At 60.5% G+C, this 15,366-nt stretch carries 16 protein-coding genes; 8 read left to right on the plus strand and 8 right to left on the minus strand.

Annotation, left to right across the window (positions count from 1 at the left end; all coding sequences use genetic code 11):
* Positions 1 to 39 precede the first annotated feature (39 nt).
* From PM04_RS02710 to PM04_RS02725, 4 genes are read left to right on the plus strand one after another with little or no spacing between them, the layout of a single operon-like run.
* Positions 40 to 927: a DMT family transporter gene (locus tag PM04_RS02710; protein WP_038003403.1), complete on the plus strand. Its 888-nt coding sequence runs from the start codon at positions 40 to 42 to the stop codon at positions 925 to 927.
* Between the two features lie 56 nt (positions 928 to 983).
* Complete coding sequence (gene eno / locus PM04_RS02715; protein ID WP_038003404.1) at positions 984 to 2,261, plus strand: phosphopyruvate hydratase; 1,278 nt, start codon at positions 984 to 986, stop codon at positions 2,259 to 2,261.
* A gap of 45 nt (positions 2,262 to 2,306) precedes the next feature.
* The gene (locus tag PM04_RS02720; protein ID WP_038003406.1) at positions 2,307 to 3,206 is read left to right on the plus strand and encodes a DMT family transporter; all 900 of its coding nucleotides are present in this window, start codon (positions 2,307 to 2,309) and stop codon (positions 3,204 to 3,206) included.
* Positions 3,203 to 3,646 (plus strand): cupin domain-containing protein, encoded by a 444-nt coding sequence (locus PM04_RS02725; RefSeq protein ID WP_038003408.1) that lies wholly within the window; start codon positions 3,203 to 3,205, stop codon positions 3,644 to 3,646. The genes PM04_RS02720 and PM04_RS02725 overlap by 4 nt, the downstream gene beginning before the upstream one ends.
* On the opposite strand, the gene PM04_RS02730 is transcribed toward PM04_RS02725, so the two are convergent.
* The 5 genes from PM04_RS02730 to PM04_RS02750 form a co-directional block, all read right to left on the minus strand.
* Complete coding sequence (locus PM04_RS02730; RefSeq protein ID WP_081946034.1) at positions 3,643 to 4,284, minus strand: HNH endonuclease; 642 nt, start codon at positions 4,282 to 4,284, stop codon at positions 3,643 to 3,645. The genes PM04_RS02725 and PM04_RS02730 overlap by 4 nt on opposite strands.
* A 156-nt stretch (positions 4,285 to 4,440) precedes the next feature.
* On the minus strand, positions 4,441 to 5,109 hold the full coding sequence (locus PM04_RS02735) for an alpha/beta hydrolase (protein WP_038003410.1): 669 nt from the start codon (positions 5,107 to 5,109) through the stop codon (positions 4,441 to 4,443).
* Entirely contained in the window at positions 5,106 to 5,741 is a 636-nt protein-coding gene (locus PM04_RS02740) for a DNA-3-methyladenine glycosylase (protein WP_038003412.1), read from the minus strand. The genes PM04_RS02735 and PM04_RS02740 overlap by 4 nt, the downstream gene beginning before the upstream one ends.
* On the minus strand, positions 5,731 to 6,456 hold the full coding sequence (locus PM04_RS02745) for a cobalt-precorrin-6A reductase (RefSeq protein WP_038003414.1): 726 nt from the start codon (positions 6,454 to 6,456) through the stop codon (positions 5,731 to 5,733). Before PM04_RS02745 ends, PM04_RS02740 begins: the two co-directional genes overlap by 11 nt.
* Positions 6,453 to 7,490, minus strand: coding sequence for a cobalt-precorrin-5B (C(1))-methyltransferase (locus PM04_RS02750; RefSeq protein ID WP_038003416.1), 1,038 nt, complete (start codon positions 7,488 to 7,490; stop codon positions 6,453 to 6,455). Before PM04_RS02750 ends, PM04_RS02745 begins: the two co-directional genes overlap by 4 nt.
* 97 nt (positions 7,491 to 7,587) lie before the next feature.
* On the opposite strand from PM04_RS02750, the gene cobA reads away from it, so the two are divergent.
* The 3 genes from cobA to PM04_RS02765 are packed head-to-tail and all read left to right on the plus strand — an operon-like array spanning position 7,588 to position 10,970.
* Positions 7,588 to 8,439, plus strand: coding sequence for a uroporphyrinogen-III C-methyltransferase (cobA, locus tag PM04_RS02755; RefSeq protein ID WP_038003872.1), 852 nt, complete (start codon positions 7,588 to 7,590; stop codon positions 8,437 to 8,439).
* A complete protein-coding gene (locus tag PM04_RS02760) occupies positions 8,436 to 9,707 on the plus strand; it encodes a cobyrinate a,c-diamide synthase (RefSeq protein WP_038003417.1) in 1,272 nt (423 codons plus the stop codon). The genes cobA and PM04_RS02760 overlap by 4 nt, the downstream gene beginning before the upstream one ends.
* A 42-nt stretch (positions 9,708 to 9,749) precedes the next feature.
* On the plus strand, positions 9,750 to 10,970 hold the full coding sequence (locus PM04_RS02765) for an MFS transporter (protein WP_038003419.1): 1,221 nt from the start codon (positions 9,750 to 9,752) through the stop codon (positions 10,968 to 10,970).
* A 71-nt stretch (positions 10,971 to 11,041) separates the two neighbouring features.
* Here the strand turns inward: PM04_RS02765 and PM04_RS02770 are convergent, their stop codons facing one another.
* From PM04_RS02770 to cysS, 3 genes are read right to left on the minus strand one after another with little or no spacing between them, the layout of a single operon-like run.
* Positions 11,042 to 11,779, minus strand: coding sequence for a squalene/phytoene synthase family protein (locus PM04_RS02770; protein ID WP_038003421.1), 738 nt, complete (start codon positions 11,777 to 11,779; stop codon positions 11,042 to 11,044).
* Complete coding sequence (gene cimA / locus PM04_RS02775) at positions 11,776 to 13,383, minus strand: citramalate synthase (RefSeq protein ID WP_038003423.1); 1,608 nt, start codon at positions 13,381 to 13,383, stop codon at positions 11,776 to 11,778. The genes PM04_RS02770 and cimA overlap by 4 nt, the downstream gene beginning before the upstream one ends.
* A gap of 46 nt (positions 13,384 to 13,429) precedes the next feature.
* Positions 13,430 to 14,797, minus strand: coding sequence for a cysteine--tRNA ligase (gene cysS, locus PM04_RS02780; RefSeq protein ID WP_038003426.1), 1,368 nt, complete (start codon positions 14,795 to 14,797; stop codon positions 13,430 to 13,432).
* Positions 14,798 to 14,952: 155 nt separating this feature from the next.
* On the opposite strand from cysS, the gene PM04_RS02785 reads away from it, so the two are divergent.
* The gene (locus PM04_RS02785; protein ID WP_072936621.1) at positions 14,953 to 15,303 is read left to right on the plus strand and encodes an MmcQ/YjbR family DNA-binding protein; all 351 of its coding nucleotides are present in this window, start codon (positions 14,953 to 14,955) and stop codon (positions 15,301 to 15,303) included.
* The last annotated feature ends 63 nt before the right edge of the window (positions 15,304 to 15,366 follow it).

A 15,366-nucleotide genomic window follows, 5' to 3' on the forward strand; every position in this document is an offset into this window, starting at 1 on the left:
CCTCGGGCCTGCCGCCCCCTCATTTTTCGGAGCCTTTGTATGAACGACACGCTGCGTGGCGCGGTTTGGATGACCCTTGCGATGGCGCTTTTCGCTGTTGAGGACGCCTTTATCAAATGGGTATCGGGCGAGGTCACAGTGGGCTTCATTATCCTCGTGATCGGCCTGATTGGCTTTGCGATATTCGCAAGCATTGCGCGGGCCCAAGGCCACGCGCTCTGGTCTGCGGAATTGGCGACCCGGCCCGTTGGGTTGCGAATCGCGGGTGAGGCCGTGGGCACGCTGTGCTTTGTCAGCGCGCTGGCCTTGGTCCCGCTGGCCACGGCCACAGCGATTTTCCAATCTGGGCCGCTGATCGTCACGCTTGGGGCCGCGGTTTTCCTAGGCGCGCCTGTGGGCTGGCGCCGTTGGAGCGCGATCATCGTAGGCTTTCTTGGGGTGCTGTTGATTGTGCGTCCCGGCACCGTATCGTTTGATCCGTATCTTTTGCTGGGTGTTGGTGCGGCCATCGGCCTGTCGATCCGTGATTTGGCGACCCGAGCAGTGCCTGCAAACGTCCCATCCATGGTTTTGGCCGCACACGGATTGGCCGCGATTGTGCCCGTGGGTGCAGGGTTGATGCTGTTCACTGGCGGCAGCCCGTTGCCCAGTTGGCTAGGGCTAGCGGGTCTGGTGTTTGCAACCTTTGCGGGGCTGGCGGGTTACTATGCCATTGTGACCGCGATGCGGCTCGGCGATGTCGCCGTGGTCACGTCATTCCGCTATACCCGGCTTTTGTTTGGTCTCATCATTGCCGTCGTTATCTTTAACGAGCGCCCTGACGCGTTAACACTTGTGGGTGCGGCAATCGTACTTGCATCGGGCATATACACCCTCATGCGCGAGGCACGTGTGGCAAGGCGCGCACCCAAGACCCCTTCCCCTTAAGGACGTGACCCGGTAGGACGTCCTCACCCCATTTACCGACCACCGGAGACCAGTTCATGAGCACCATTATCGACGTCCACGCCCGCGAAATCCTTGATAGCCGCGGCAACCCCACCGTGGAAGTTGACGTCACCCTCGAAGACGGGACCATGGGTCGCGCGGCTGTGCCATCGGGCGCATCCACCGGCGTGCATGAGGCCGTTGAACTGCGTGATGGCGACAAAAGCCGCTACATGGGCAAGGGTGTTCTAAACGCTGTGGCCGCTGTGAACGGTGAAATCGCCGACGCGCTTGTGGGCTTTGAGGCAACGGAACAAGAAGCCATCGATGCCGCCATGATCGAGCTTGACGGCACCCCCAATAAGGCGCGCCTTGGCGCAAACGCCATCTTGGGCGTCTCCATGGCCGTTGCACACGCCGCTGCCGACTATGTGGGCCAACCACTTTACCGCTACATCGGCGGCACATCCGCCCGTGTTCTGCCTGTGCCGATGATGAACATCATTAACGGTGGTGAACATGCAGATAACCCCATCGACATCCAAGAATTCATGATCATGCCTGTCTCGGCCACATCCATCGCCGAAGCTGTGCGCATGGGATCCGAGGTGTTCCACACCCTGAAAAAAGAACTCTCCAACGCAGGCTACAGCACCGGTATCGGCGATGAGGGTGGCTTCGCACCAAACCTCAGCTCGACCCGTGACGCGCTGGATTTCATCCTCAAAGCCGTTGAAAAAGCAGGCTACAAACCCGGTGAAGATATCTATCTGGCACTCGATTGCGCCGCGACAGAATACTTTAAGGACGGCGCATATGTGCTTGCTGGTGAAGGCAAAACCCTGACACCAGCAGAGAACGCCGCCTACCTAGAGGCACTGGTGAACGACTATCCCATCATCTCGATCGAGGATGGTATGTCCGAAGACGACTGGGAGGGGTGGAAGATCCTGACCGACGCGATCGGCGACAAAGTGCAGCTGGTGGGCGACGATCTGTTCGTCACGAACCCCGCACGCCTCGAGATGGGAATTGAGCAAGGCTGCGCGAACTCCTTGTTGGTGAAGGTTAACCAGATCGGCACTCTGTCCGAAACACTTGAGGCCGTGAGCCTGGCGCAACGCACGCAGATGACATGCGTGATGTCCCACCGTTCCGGTGAGACAGAGGATGCGACCATTGCCGACCTCGCCGTCGCAACCAATTGCGGGCAGATCAAAACCGGCAGCCTCGCGCGCTCGGACCGGCTGGCGAAATATAACCAGCTGATCCGTATCGAAGAAGCCCTCGGTGAGACCGCTGTTTACGCTGGCACCTCAATCCTGCGCGGCTAGGCGCGGGCACTTGTACCGTTACATGACGCGGCCTAGGGTCGCGTCATGACCCACCTACCCCCTCCATCGCTCGACCGGCCCATGTTGGGCATCGCGTTCATGCTTGGCTTTTGCCTCATGGCGCCACTGGGGGACGGGATGGCCAAGGCGCTGGCCGGGACGTTCCCAATTTTGATGCTGGTGTTCGTGCGAACCACGACACAAACCGTCTTGCTGGCCCCGCTTGTTGCCCGCAATCTAGCGTCGCTACACCTCTCCCCCCGGCTTTGGCGCCTGACGCTGCTGCGTGCGTGCCTGCACATCCTCGGGATTTGGGCGATGTTCGCCTCTCTCACCTATCTGCCGCTGGCCGATGCCATCGCGATTGCGTTTGTAATGCCGTTCATCTTGCTTTTGCTCGGGCATTTCGTGCTGGGCGAAGAAGTCGGCCCGCACCGCATGGGGGCCTGCGCAGTCGGATTTATGGGCACACTGATGGTTATACAGCCAAGCTTTGCAAACGTCGGCTGGCCCGCGATGCTGCCGCTGGTCGTCGCGGTGGTCTTTGCCCTGTTTATGTTGGTCACACGTCAGATTTCCAAGGAAATTGACCCAATCACATTGCAGGCCATCAATGGCGCGCAGGCAAGCGTTATGGTTGGTGCTGCGGTCTTAATCACCGGGGCACAGGGCACGTGGCCGATACCCCAAGGCGCTGACATATTGTGGCTTTTCGCCCTTGGCGCGTTGGGCACTTTAGGGCATCTGTGCATGACGTGGTCCTTGCGCTTGGCCCCGGCCTCCACGCTTGCCCCTATGCAATACCTCGAAATTCCGGTTGCAACCATCATCGGGTTCGCGGCCTTTGGTGACCTGCCCAACGGCCTTGCGGCTGTCGGGATCTGCGTCACAGTCCTGACCGGTCTCTACATCATTTTTCGCGAAAACAAGGGGAGGTCTGCATGACCGCCGATCAGATCATCGCCACACTCAACCTACAGCCCCACCCCGAGGGCGGCCATTATCGCGAAACATGGAAGGCCGATGCCACGGACGGTGAACGCCCCGCGGGTACGGCGATTTACTTTCTGCTAAAGGCGGGCGAACACAGCCATTGGCACCGGGTCGATGCGGATGAGATGTGGTTTTGGCACGCAGGCCATCCGTTGGAGCTACGCGTATCGGACGATGACGCAGGCCCCGCCAAGGTGCATCTTTTAGGCCCTGACATTTCGCAAATGCAGCCCCAAGCGCTCGTGCCCAAAGACGCGTGGCAAGCCGCCCGCCTGCCAAAGGATGCACCCAAGGATACTTGGGCTTTGGTCAGTTGCACCGTCACACCGGGCTTTCAGTTTGAGGGGTTCACCCTTGCGGAGCCGGGATTTGACATCCCCGACGCGATCTAGGCGTCCAGCTCGGCGTCCCAGTACAAATAATCCATCCAGCTTTCGTGCAAATAGTTGGGTGGAAACTTTCGACCCAAGTTCATCAACTCGGCACTTGCAGGCTGACGCGGCGCACGGCGCAGGCTAAACCCACATTGCTTCAATGACTTAGAGCCCTTTCTTAAATTGCACCGAGAGCATGATGCCACCACATTCTCCCACGAGGTCACCCCACCACTGGCCCGAGGCACCACGTGATCAAACGTCAAATCACCCTTCGAGGAGCAATACTGACAGGTGAATTCATCACGCAAAAACAGGTTAAACCGAGTAAATGCTACGCGCTTTTGCGGTTTTACATAGTCCTTAAGAACCACAACCGAAGGCACGCGTATTTCCGTCGTGGGGCTGCGCACGGTGTGATCGTACTCAGCCACAATATCCACCCGATCTAAGAACGCCGCCTTCACCGCGTCTTGCCACGGCCAAAGGCTGAGCGGCAGGTAGCTTAGCGGCCGGTAATCCGCGTTCAGCACAAGCGCCGGATAGTGTTTCAGTGTTTGGGGGTCGCGTAAAAACGCGGTTTTAAAATCATCGCCCGTCGGGGGCGTGGGATGCGTTGGGGGGGTAATCCCAACGTCGTTTGGTCGTGCGTCCATCAAAGACTCCGTCCTCGCTCCGTATGCCGCAGTGGCCACCAGAGCGGGAGCCCCGCCCCAGCAACTTTCACTATATATGGCGGCTGCCATCTGGCAAGACCCTAGATGGCAGCTTCTAAGAGTGTCATCCGAAGACGATGTAACGGGCGCGTGACGCTATTCCAGTCCCAACACGGACCGCATGAAGGCAAGCGAAACGCTTAGCCCATCGGGCGCGATCCCGTGGCCTGTTCCCTTTTGAACGTGGGCAAAGACTTTTTCCCACCCCGCTTCTTGCAACGCTTCGGCGGCTTTGGGCAAGCTTTCAACCGGAACCACATCGTCGGCGTCGCCGTGAACAAGCATCACAGGGGGGCGCGAGACGACCTCTTCGGCTAGGCTTTCTGGCTCTAGCAAACGGCCCGAAAACGCGACAACGCCCGCAAAGGCTTCGGCCCGGCGTGGGGCCACGTGCAACGCCATCATTGTCCCTTGGCTAAAGCCAAAGAGAACCGTTTGCGCCGGGGTCACGCCATGTTCCGCCATCAGATCATCAAGAAACGCGTTCAGGTCATCTACCGCGAGCATCATGCCCTTGCGCGATTCTTCCTCGGAGGAGCCATCAATCCACGGAATGGGAAACCATTGAAATCCCATAGGATTAGCCACAGACCGCTCTGGCGCATTGGGCGCGGCAAAGGCAGTGTCAGGCAGGTGTTCGGCCAGTGGATCGGCCAGCCCCAACAAATCTGGGCCATCTGCGCCGTATCCATGCAGAAAAACCACAAGGTTTTTGGTCGTCCCCGACTGGGGCGCGCGGCTTTGGTGATCGAGCGTGCGTGTCATCGGGTCCCTTCCCTTGATTTAGCCACCCCGTAGTAGGCCCAAAGAACGCGGGCTGCAACGGCGCGCCACGGAGCCCAAGCCTCGGACATGGCGCGGATTTCTTTTTCCTTTGGGCGCGTGTCTAGCTTGTACAAAATCCGCACGCCTTCTTGCAGGGCAAGGTCACCGGGCGCAAAGACATCCGCGCGCCCCAGCGCAAACATCGCGTAAATTTCCGCGGTCCAACGCCCGATGCCGGACACTTGGGTCAATTCCTCAATCACCGCCTCGGTTGGGGCGTCGCGCAATGCCTTAAAATCGATCCGCGCCTCGGCAAGTGCCCGGGCATAGCGAATTTTCTGCGCCGATAGCCCACATCCACGCAGATCCTCATCCGTCGCCCACATGATTTTACGTGGGCCTGTCAGTTTAGCGGCCTTCATCCGCCCCCAAATCGCATCCGCCGCCGCAACCGAGATTTGTTGGCTCACGATAGCATCGAGTAACGGCGCAAATCCATCAGGCTTGCGGCGCAACGGCAGCGGCCCGGTTTGGGTCAGCGCATAGGCCATCCGCGGGCACGCAGCGGCCAATGCCATCGCCCCTTCCGCGACACATTCCGGCGTCTCGATGATCCGTTCGTTATGAGGCATGGGCTCTGACAAAACTTTCGGCTGTATCCAGGGATGTCGTGACCGGCGCGTCCGGAACGGGTGGCCGAGACAGCAAAATGACCGGCAGCCCAAGGGTGCGCGCTGCTTCCAGTTTGGCGTAACCCATGGGTCCGCCTGAATTTTTTGCGATGATGTACGTGATAACGTGCCGTTGCAAAAGCGCAACCTCAACTTGCGGATCATTGGAGGGCAGCCCCACGATCACCCCGCCCTTCGGCCAAGGCGCGGGACCTGTATCATCCACACGTCGAAGCCAGATCGTATGTGCGTGCAAAGCTTTGGTGTGATCAGCACTTTGCCCCCCGGTTGCAAGAAAGATGGTGCTGTCGGTCGGAAGGATGGCCGCCGCATCCGCGAGGGTAGCCACCTCCTGCCATTGATCGCCCGATTGCGGCTGCCAAGCAGGGCGCAACAGGCGCAAATACGGTACGGCCATTTCACCACAAATAGCAGAGGCCCGCTGCGGCATCTTCGCGGCGTAAGGGTGTGTCGCGTCAATAACTGCGGTGACACCTTCATCCTTTAGAAAGGACCGGAACCCGTTGGCCCCGCCAAAACCACCGATCCTTGTGGGAACACCGTAGGGTTTCGGTTTCCGCGTTACACCCGCAAGTGACGCGATCACCCCAAGCCCGGTGAGCCGCTGGCTCAGCGCGCGCGCCTCGCCCGTCCCCCCGAGCAGTAAAACCGTCATGCAGCGCGCCCAATGATGGTGCCCGCACGGTCGATGACAATCGTATCCACTTTAATATCAGCGTCTTGCAAGGTAATCTTCACCTGTTTAAGCGCCCTCTGCGCAACTGCTTCCGCAAGGGTGGGCCCCACGCGCATGTAGGCCTCAAGCGCGGTGTTGCAGTCCGTCAGATCCTGTCCAACCCAAGACGATAGCGCGCCAAGGTCAACCTGAGACCGGCCCGAGTGCAAATCCATCGCGCCTTGCGCCAGTTTGCACATTTTACCGATGCCCCCGCCAATCGTCAGACGCGGAACCGGGTGGCGACGCAAGTATTTTAGCAGCCCCCCCGCGAAATCCCCCATGTCCAGCATCGCATGATCCGGCAGGCCATGTACCCCCTGCACGATCTGCTCAGACGTGGCCCCGGTGCAGCCCGCAACATGGGGCAGCCCACTGGCGCGCGCCACGTCAATCCCGCGGTGGATCGAGGCGATCCAAGCTGCACATGAAAACGGGCGTACAACACCTGTGGTGCCCAAAATTGATAAACCACCCTCAATCCCAAGGCGCGGATTCCATGTCTTGAGGGCCAGTTCCGCGCCGCCAATCACGCTCACAGTGATCTCAACATCAGGGGTTCGGTCATACTCCACGGCAAGCGCGACGACTTCTTCTTCCATCATCTTGCGCGGAACGGGGTTAATTGCGGGTTCACCCACGCCAATTGGCAGCCCCGGTTTGGTCACCAGACCCACGCCAGCACCCGCGCGAAACACCACGCCGCCGTTACTGGGCCGCACGGTCACACGAACCTCGGCACCGTGGGTCACGTCGGGGTCGTCGCCTGCATCTTTGATGATCCCGGCCTCTGCCTGATTAGATGAACAACGCCCGCCAACCACCTCAAATTCTGGGTTTTCCCCCTTGGGCAGAATGATCGAAACCTGCCCCGGCACGGCACCTGCCCACAGGCCCATCAACGCGGCCTTCGTCGCCGCGGTGGCGCAGGTGCCAGTGGTCCACCCACGGCGTAATGTGACAGCATCAGTCATGCCCGCACCCTAGCGACACGTGGATGCGTCGCCAATGGGCAAAGGCTTGTCGTCAGCGCATCTTTTCGCCGCGCCAAAGAACGGGCATAAGCGCGGCATGAACGACTCTGTTTCCTTTCCGGGCGGCAACTGGCCCGAGATGCGTGCTGGCTGGGTGTGGCTGTGTGGTGCTGGCCCGGGTGACCCCGGCTTGATGACGCTGCACGGGCTGAACGCGCTGCGTCAGGCCGATGTCATCGTGTATGACGCGCTTGTTGGCGACCGCCTGTTAGAATGGGCCCCACAAGCCGAGCATATCTATGCAGGCAAACGCGGCGGCAAGCCTTCGTCAAAGCAGCGCGATATTTCGCTCCGCTTGGTTGAGCTGGCGCGTGCGGGCAAGCGGGTCTTACGGCTCAAGGGGGGCGATCCGTTTGTGTTTGGCCGGGGCGGCGAAGAAGCTCAGACCCTTGTGCAGCACGGCATCCCGATCCGCATCATTCCCGGCATAACCGCGGGTGTGGGAGGTTTGGCCTATGCGGGCATCCCCGTCACCCACCGCGACGTTAACCAATCAGTGACCTTTGTGACCGGCCATGACGCGAGTGGAAACACGCCCTGCGGCTTGGATTGGGCTGCAATCGGCCGCGGCAGTGAGGTCATCGTGATCTACATGGGCATCAAACATATCGCCCAGATCACCGAAGCCATCATCGCTGGAGGCAGGCATCCGGACGAACCAGTAGCCGTGGTGCGCTACGCCACCCACGAGACCCAAGAGGTGCTTGAAACCACGCTTTCGCGCGCGGCAACTGACGTCGAGGCCAGCGGCATGGGCGCACCTGCGATCATCTGCGTAGGGCGCGCCGTCAGCCTGCGCCAAGCCCTCGACTGGCAGGCCATGGCCGCCGGAGAAGCCCCGCGCAGCCTGGACCCCCTGGACCGTGGGCGCCCGGCAGAAGTGTCGTGAAAGGCCTGATCCTCGCCGCACCCACCTCTGGGTCTGGCAAAACAACGGTCACGCTGGGGCTGTTGCGCGCACTGAGTGAGGCTGGGGTCAACGTCAGAGGCGCAAAATCTGGCCCAGATTACATTGATCCCCGCTTTCATGAGGCCGCCTGCGGGCGGCCTTGTATGACTTTGGACGCATGGGCCATGGGCCCCGAACAATTGCGCGCGCTTGCTACCAAAGGCACACCAGAGCTTTTGCTGATCGAAGGGGCGATGGGCCTGTTTGACGGTGCGCCCCCAGCCGGACGGGGATCCACCGCAGACCTCGCCCGGACCCTCGACTTGCCCGTCGTCTTGGTCGTGGATGCCGGGCGCATGGCCCATTCTATCGCGCCTTTGGTGGCCGGTTTTGCAAACTTTCACCCAGAGGTTACGATTGCCGGTGTAATCCTTAACCGCGTCGGCTCCCCCAGGCATACTGGGATGTTGCGGGCGGCACTTGAGCCGCTTGGCATACCGGTCCTCGGTGCAGTCCCACGCGTGCGCGGGCTTGAACACCCGGACCGGCATTTGGGACTTGTGCAGGCACAAGAGCGTCCGGACCTAGACGCATTCCTCGATCGCGCAGGGGACACGCTTGCCCTAACGGTTGATCTAGACAAGCTGCATGACCTAGCAGCGCCCATCGCAACGGTCCCCGCGCCGCAGCCCGCAAAGCCCCCTGCTCAGCGGATTGCATTGGCCTCGGACGCGGCGTTTGATTTCGCCTATCCGCACCTGTTGGACGCATGGCGCGCCGCAGGGGCACAAGTGATCCCGTTTTCGCCGCTTGCAGATCAGGCAGTGCCAGAATGTGATCTGGTCTACCTGCCCGGCGGCTACCCTGAATTGCACGCAGGCAAGCTGGCGGCGAGTGCCGTGTTTCTTCATTCGCTGCGGCGGGCCAGTGAAACCGCGCAGATCTACGGCGAATGCGGGGGCTACATGGTCCTAGGTCAGACCTTGATTGATGCAACAGGCACGCCCCACGCCATGGCGGGCCTTTTGAACCTGGAAACCAGTTTTTCGACCCGAAAATTGCACCTCGGCTACCGCCGATTGCACGCAGATCACGGCGCCTTTCCCGGCGCATGGGCAGGCCACGAATTTCACTATGCCACGACCGTCAGGGCAAAAGGTGAGCCGTTGTTCACCGCCCAAGACGCCGAGGGCACCAAATTATCCGCGATGGGTCTGCGCGATGGCGCAGTCAGCGGGTCATTTGCACATTTGATCGCACCACTGTGACCCGCGCTGGACGCGGTGCTGGGTAGACTGTAGGACAAGAGCATGACAGCAATCGTTGATCCGTCGACAAACGACGCCCGCGCCAAACGCAATGTAATCGTCTTGGTCATGGCCCAAGCGATTTTGGGCGCGCAGATGCCTATGCTCTTTGTGGTGGGCGGTTTGGCGGGCCTGACGATTGCACCTTCCCCACTGCTGGCCACGCTGCCGATTTCGCTGATTGTGTTCGGCTCAATGACCACAGCGCCGTGGATTTCACCGCTCATGCAGCGGATGGGCCGACAGGTTGGTTTTGTGATCGGCGCGCTTGGCGGGGCCGCTGGCGGGCTAATTTGTGCGGCGGCACTTTACCTAGACAGCTTCGCGTTGTTCCTGATGGGCAGCTACTGCACCGGCATTTATATGTCCGCGCAAGGGTTCTACCGCTTTGCCGCGGCTGATGGTGCATCGGATGCCTATCGGCCCAAAGCGATTTCCTACGTGATGGCAGGCGGCCTTGTGGCAGCTTTGTTGGGGCCACAGCTGGTCAAGGTCACGAACGAAGCGTTTATTTATCCGTTCTTGGGCACATATCTTGCGGCGGCCGTTCTGAACATTGTTGGTATGTCGCTGTTTTGGTTCCTAGACATGCCAAAACCTGCGCCTGTTGCCGCCAACGCCCCAAAAGGCCGCACGAGGATGGAGCTGTTGCGCGACCCTGCCGTTTTGGTCGCGATCATCTGTGGGATGGTGACCTATTCGCTGATGAACCTCATCATGACCTCGACGCCACTGGCTGTCGTGGGCTGCGGCTTTACGACCGGCGACGCGGCGGACATTGTGTCCGCTCATGTGATCGCGATGTTCGCGCCGTCGTTCTTTACCGGGCATTTGATCGCGCGCTTCGGCGCGAGCAAGGTCGTATCCGTAGGCCTGTTGGCACTTGGCCTTGCAGGTGTGGTCGCGATCGCGGGTGTGGACCTGTTCAACTTTTACGGCGCATTGGTATTGCTCGGGCTTGGCTGGAACTTTGGCTTCATCGGCGCAACAGCCATGTTAACGGCGAACCACGCACCAGAGGAGCGCGGCACTGCGCAAGGTTTGAACGATCTGATCGTATTCGGGTTCGTCACACTGGCCTCGCTCAGCTCGGGCGGATTGGTGAACTCGGGCGCTGATATGGTTGCGGGCTGGACAGCCGTGAACATCGCTATGGTCCCGTTTTTAACGCTTGCTGGGGCGGCTTTGATCTGGCTTCGCTTGCGGCCGATGGAAATCGCCTAAGACGGTTTCGTTTATCGCGATGCGATGCGCGCCTGCGGCGCTTATGAGTATTTGTGGAACAAAGGAGCGCGCTAGAGCCCCAGAACTGCGGCCTTTGCGAGGCTGATCCGCTTTCTGAATTCGGATTGGCCGAGGCTTCCCTCCGCGACGCGCATCGGGTTTTGAGCCACTTGTTTCAAAAGCACCTTGACCTGCCACGCCGGAAGCAGGGCCGCGTTTTTCGCCGGTTTGGGGAGATTCAGAGCTTGGGCCGCGAGAGACCGAATGGCTTCGGGACGACCGTCCACCAGAGGGATCCGGTTTGCGGCCTCAAGCGCCGGAACAGCACGGAACCAGTTGGCGAGGCCTAGTGCCCTGCCCCAAGCGCGAACGGCTGGTTCTTCAGAGGCGCGCGCGCCAGTAAGCCGAGCGGCTGTCCAGAGGACGCCTGCGCTTGTTTCATCGAGGTATCTGTCGAAGTGCGCCGCGTCTTCGAATGGGCCCTTGTAGATGTCCCATCTCCGGGCGGCCACAGCCAGATCGAGCGTGGCGCATGCCTCTGCATCCAATAGCTCAGCCAGCGGTGAGACAACTTCATGACGGCGCACCGCCCCACCCGCCTCTATCTCTTCGAGCGCATCGCGCCACCATTGCAACCGCATCTCTGCGATCATCGGTTCTTGGGTCACCCAAGGGGCGCGTGCGATTTCCACGTTGAACGCATACAGCGGAAAAAGTGTGGCCCGCAGCGCAGGCGGCGCGGCCATCGTTGCCAAAAAGCGGTCAGGATCGCCCCGTTCGACCAGTTCGGCGCAGGCCTGTAGGCTCACGTGTCTTGCACCAGCTTCCAGCGGATCGCATCGACCAAGGCCTCAAAGCTCGCGTCCACAATGTTGGCCGAAACCCCCACGGTGGACCAGCGGCGGCCCTTGTCGTCTTCGCTGTCGATGATCACGCGGGTGACCGCCTCGGTACCGCCTTGGGTTATGCGGACCTTGAAGTCTACCAGCCGGATGTCTTCGATCAGATCTTGGTAGGCACCGAGATCCTTGGTCAAGGCCTTCGCCAGCGCGTTAACGGGGCCGCGGTCCGTGCCTTCGGCATCCATGCTTTCACTGACGGATAGCTTTTTCTCACCGCCGACCTTTACGACCACCACGGCCTCCGACAGGCTCACCATCTGGTCATACTTATTTTTGCGCCGCTCAACCGTGACGCGGTAGCGCTTAACCTCAAAGAAGTCGGGGAGCTGGCCCAGAGCCTCGCGGGCGAGCAGCTCAAAGCTGGCCTGTGCGGTGTCATAGCTGTAGCCTGCGTCCTCACGCGTTTTGATCCGATCGAGGATTAGCCGCAGCGCGTCCGTGTCGTCTGTCGGCAGGCCCGCGCCCTCCAGCCGTTTGCGCAGGTTCGACAGACCCGCTTGGTTTGACATCGGAATGATGCGTGCATTGCCCACGGTTTCGGGTGGGATATGTTCATAGGTTGCGGGGTTTTTCGCAATTGCGCTCGCGTGTAGGCCCGCTTTGTGCGCGAACGCGGAGGCGCCTACATAGGCTGCTTCGCGTCGGGGCACGCGGTTAAGGATATCATCCAGTTTACGCGAAATCCGCGTGAGGTCGGCAAGGCCATCGGTGGAAATGCCGGTGTCGAACATCTCCCTATAGGGAGATTTCAGGACCAGTGTCGGGATCAACGCAGTCAGGTTGGCATTTCCGCAGCGCTCCCCCAACCCGTTGAGTGTGCCTTGGATCTGGCGCGCCCCGGCCTCAACCGCCGCCAAGCTGCCCGCCACGGCCTGTTCGGTATCGTTGTGCGTGTGAATGCCCAGATGGCTGCCGGGCACACCGGCTTCGATGACCGCGCGCGTTACTTCCGCGATGCGGCCGGGCATTGTGCCGCCGTTCGTGTCGCATAGAACGATCCAGCGCGCGCCGGCATCAAGTGCGGTGGTCGCGCAGGCAATCGCGTAGTCTGGATCAGCTGAGTAGCCGTCAAAGAAATGCTCCGCGTCGAACAGGGCCTCGCGCCCTTGGGCCGTGACATGCGCGACGGAGGCGCGGATCGCCTCAAGGTTTTCGTCTAGCGTGCAGCCCAATGCCGTATCCACGTGGAACGGGTGTGTTTTGCCCACCAAGCACACCGCAGGGGTGCCTGCGTTCAACACGGCGGCCAGCACATCGTCGTTCTCCGCCGAGCGGCCGACCCGTTTGGTCATGCCAAAGGCCGTCAGGGTCGCGTGCTGTGTTTGTGCGGTTTCAAAAAACGCGCTGTCTGTTGGGTTCGCTCCGGGCCAGCCGCCCTCAATATAGTCGACCCCAAGCGTGTCGAGCATGGCCGCAATCGCTTGTTTCTCAGCCGTGGAGAACTGAACGCCTTGGGTCTGCTGCCCGTCGCGCAGGGTCGTGTCATAGAGGGAGAGTTTAGCGCGGGTCATAGGGCCTGCCCCTGTTCGGCGTTCAGTGCGGTTTGGTGGGGGTACATCATACAAGTCCCTCCAACGCAGCCGGATCGAACCCCGTACCGGCGGACAAGGCCACGCCTTCCTTGCTCATCCGGACTTCAACGCCAGCGGCCAAGAGAGCCGTTTTCAATCGGTCCACCTCAGCGAAATCCTTGGTCGCCATAGCCCCCGCGCGCGCCTCGGTTAGGGCGGTTTCATAGACACTCAGGTCCACGTTGTCCCAGCCCCCCAAGTCCTCGGTCAAAAGGCCCATCAAACGGGCAGACGCCAACAAATCCGCCGCGTCCCCCGCGCCCGCCAATTTGTGCAACGTCGCGATTGCCCCGGCTGTGTTCACGTCGTCACAAAGCGCTGCGATCACCTCAGGGGCCGCGGTCGCGGTGGGTTCAACGCCCGCCGTGAGCGCCCGCCACTTGCGCAACGTTTTCGCGGCATCCTCGGCTTTCCGCTCGGTCCAATCCATCGGCTTGCCGTAATGCGTGGATAGGAACACGAACCGGATCACCTCACCCGGCACGCCTTTGTCCAACAGGTCCCGCACGGTGAAAAAGTTGCCCAAGGATTTGGACATCTTTTTGCCCTCGACCAGTAACATCTCATTGTGCAGCCAAACCTTCGCAAAACCCGCGCCCGGATTGGCGCAGCACGATTGTGCGATCTCATTCTCATGGTGCGGGAACATCAAGTCATTGCCACCGCCGTGGATATCGAAGGTCTCGCCCAATAGCTCATAGGCCATGGCCGAGCATTCGATGTGCCAACCGGGACGGCCCCGGCCCCACGGGCTATCCCAACCGGGCGTTTCGGCGTCCGACGGTTTCCAAAGGACAAAATCCATGGGGTCAACTTTGTAGGGCGCCACTTCCACCCGCGCCCCTGCGATCATGTCGTCCACGGACCGCCCCGATAGCCGCCCATAGTCACTGTAGCTTGCGACCCGAAACAGCACGTGCCCCTCAGCCGCATAGGCATGGTCTTTGGCGATCAAATCTTCGATCATCGCCACCATTTGCGGGATGTACTGCGTGGCGCGGGGCATATGCGTGGGTTCCAGCGCGCCAAGCGCCCCCATATCGTCCAGGTACCAGCCGATCGTCTCATCGGTGATGTCGCCGATCGCCCGGCCCGATTGCGCTGCACGGGCGTTAATCTTGTCGTCTACGTCCGTGAAATTCCGCACGTAGGTGACATGATCCGCGCCGTAAACCTCTTGGAACAAACGGAAAAGCACGTCGAACAGGATCACGTTGCGCGCGTTGCCAAGGTGGGCGCGATCATAGACCGTGGGGCCACACAGATACATGCTCACTTCGCCGGGCGTCACCGGGTCAAAGGGCTCAACTTTGCGCGTGAGCGAGTTGCGCAAACGGATCTGGGGCGCCGTCATGGCCGGATCTCCTTGTCAGGGGCGAGCACATCTACTCGCCTGCCGCGCTCGGTTATCAGGTTGCGCTGCATCTTGAAACCCGCCGCCCGCATCCACCGCCCAGATCGCGTTGAAAAAGGTTTGCAAATCACTAATTCTCCAATAGGTTGTATTTCATGCTTGCTGCTGACGTAGATACACATTGTGCGAGCCTACGGGGCACCACGTTAGACTTCCCTTTCGGGCCCGAAATTAAGGTCTGGAAAGTCGGGAGCAAAATGTTTGCGGCCTATGCCACAGACGGCTCTGGAATCTCCGTCAAATGCCGAACAGCCCACAGCGCCTCGGTCCTGATTGAATTGGGCAAAGCGACCCAACCGCCCTACCTGCGTGAGGGTGGATGGGTCATGATCGGGTGGAATCGCCCCCGAAGTGAGATCATGGATCGAGTGACCACATCCTATGAAGTCGTACTCTCGACCCTCTCGCCTGCGCGGCGGCTCAGCGCGGGCAGCGCCGAGCGTTAACACCCCCGTAGTGCGGTTTGACATGGGCGCGATCCCATGGCTTGGTGCGCCCAAATCACAGTA

The sequence above is a fragment of the Thalassobacter sp. 16PALIMAR09 genome (assembly GCF_000765485.1).
Classification (GTDB): Bacteria; Pseudomonadota; Alphaproteobacteria; order Rhodobacterales; family Rhodobacteraceae; genus Thalassobacter; species Thalassobacter stenotrophicus.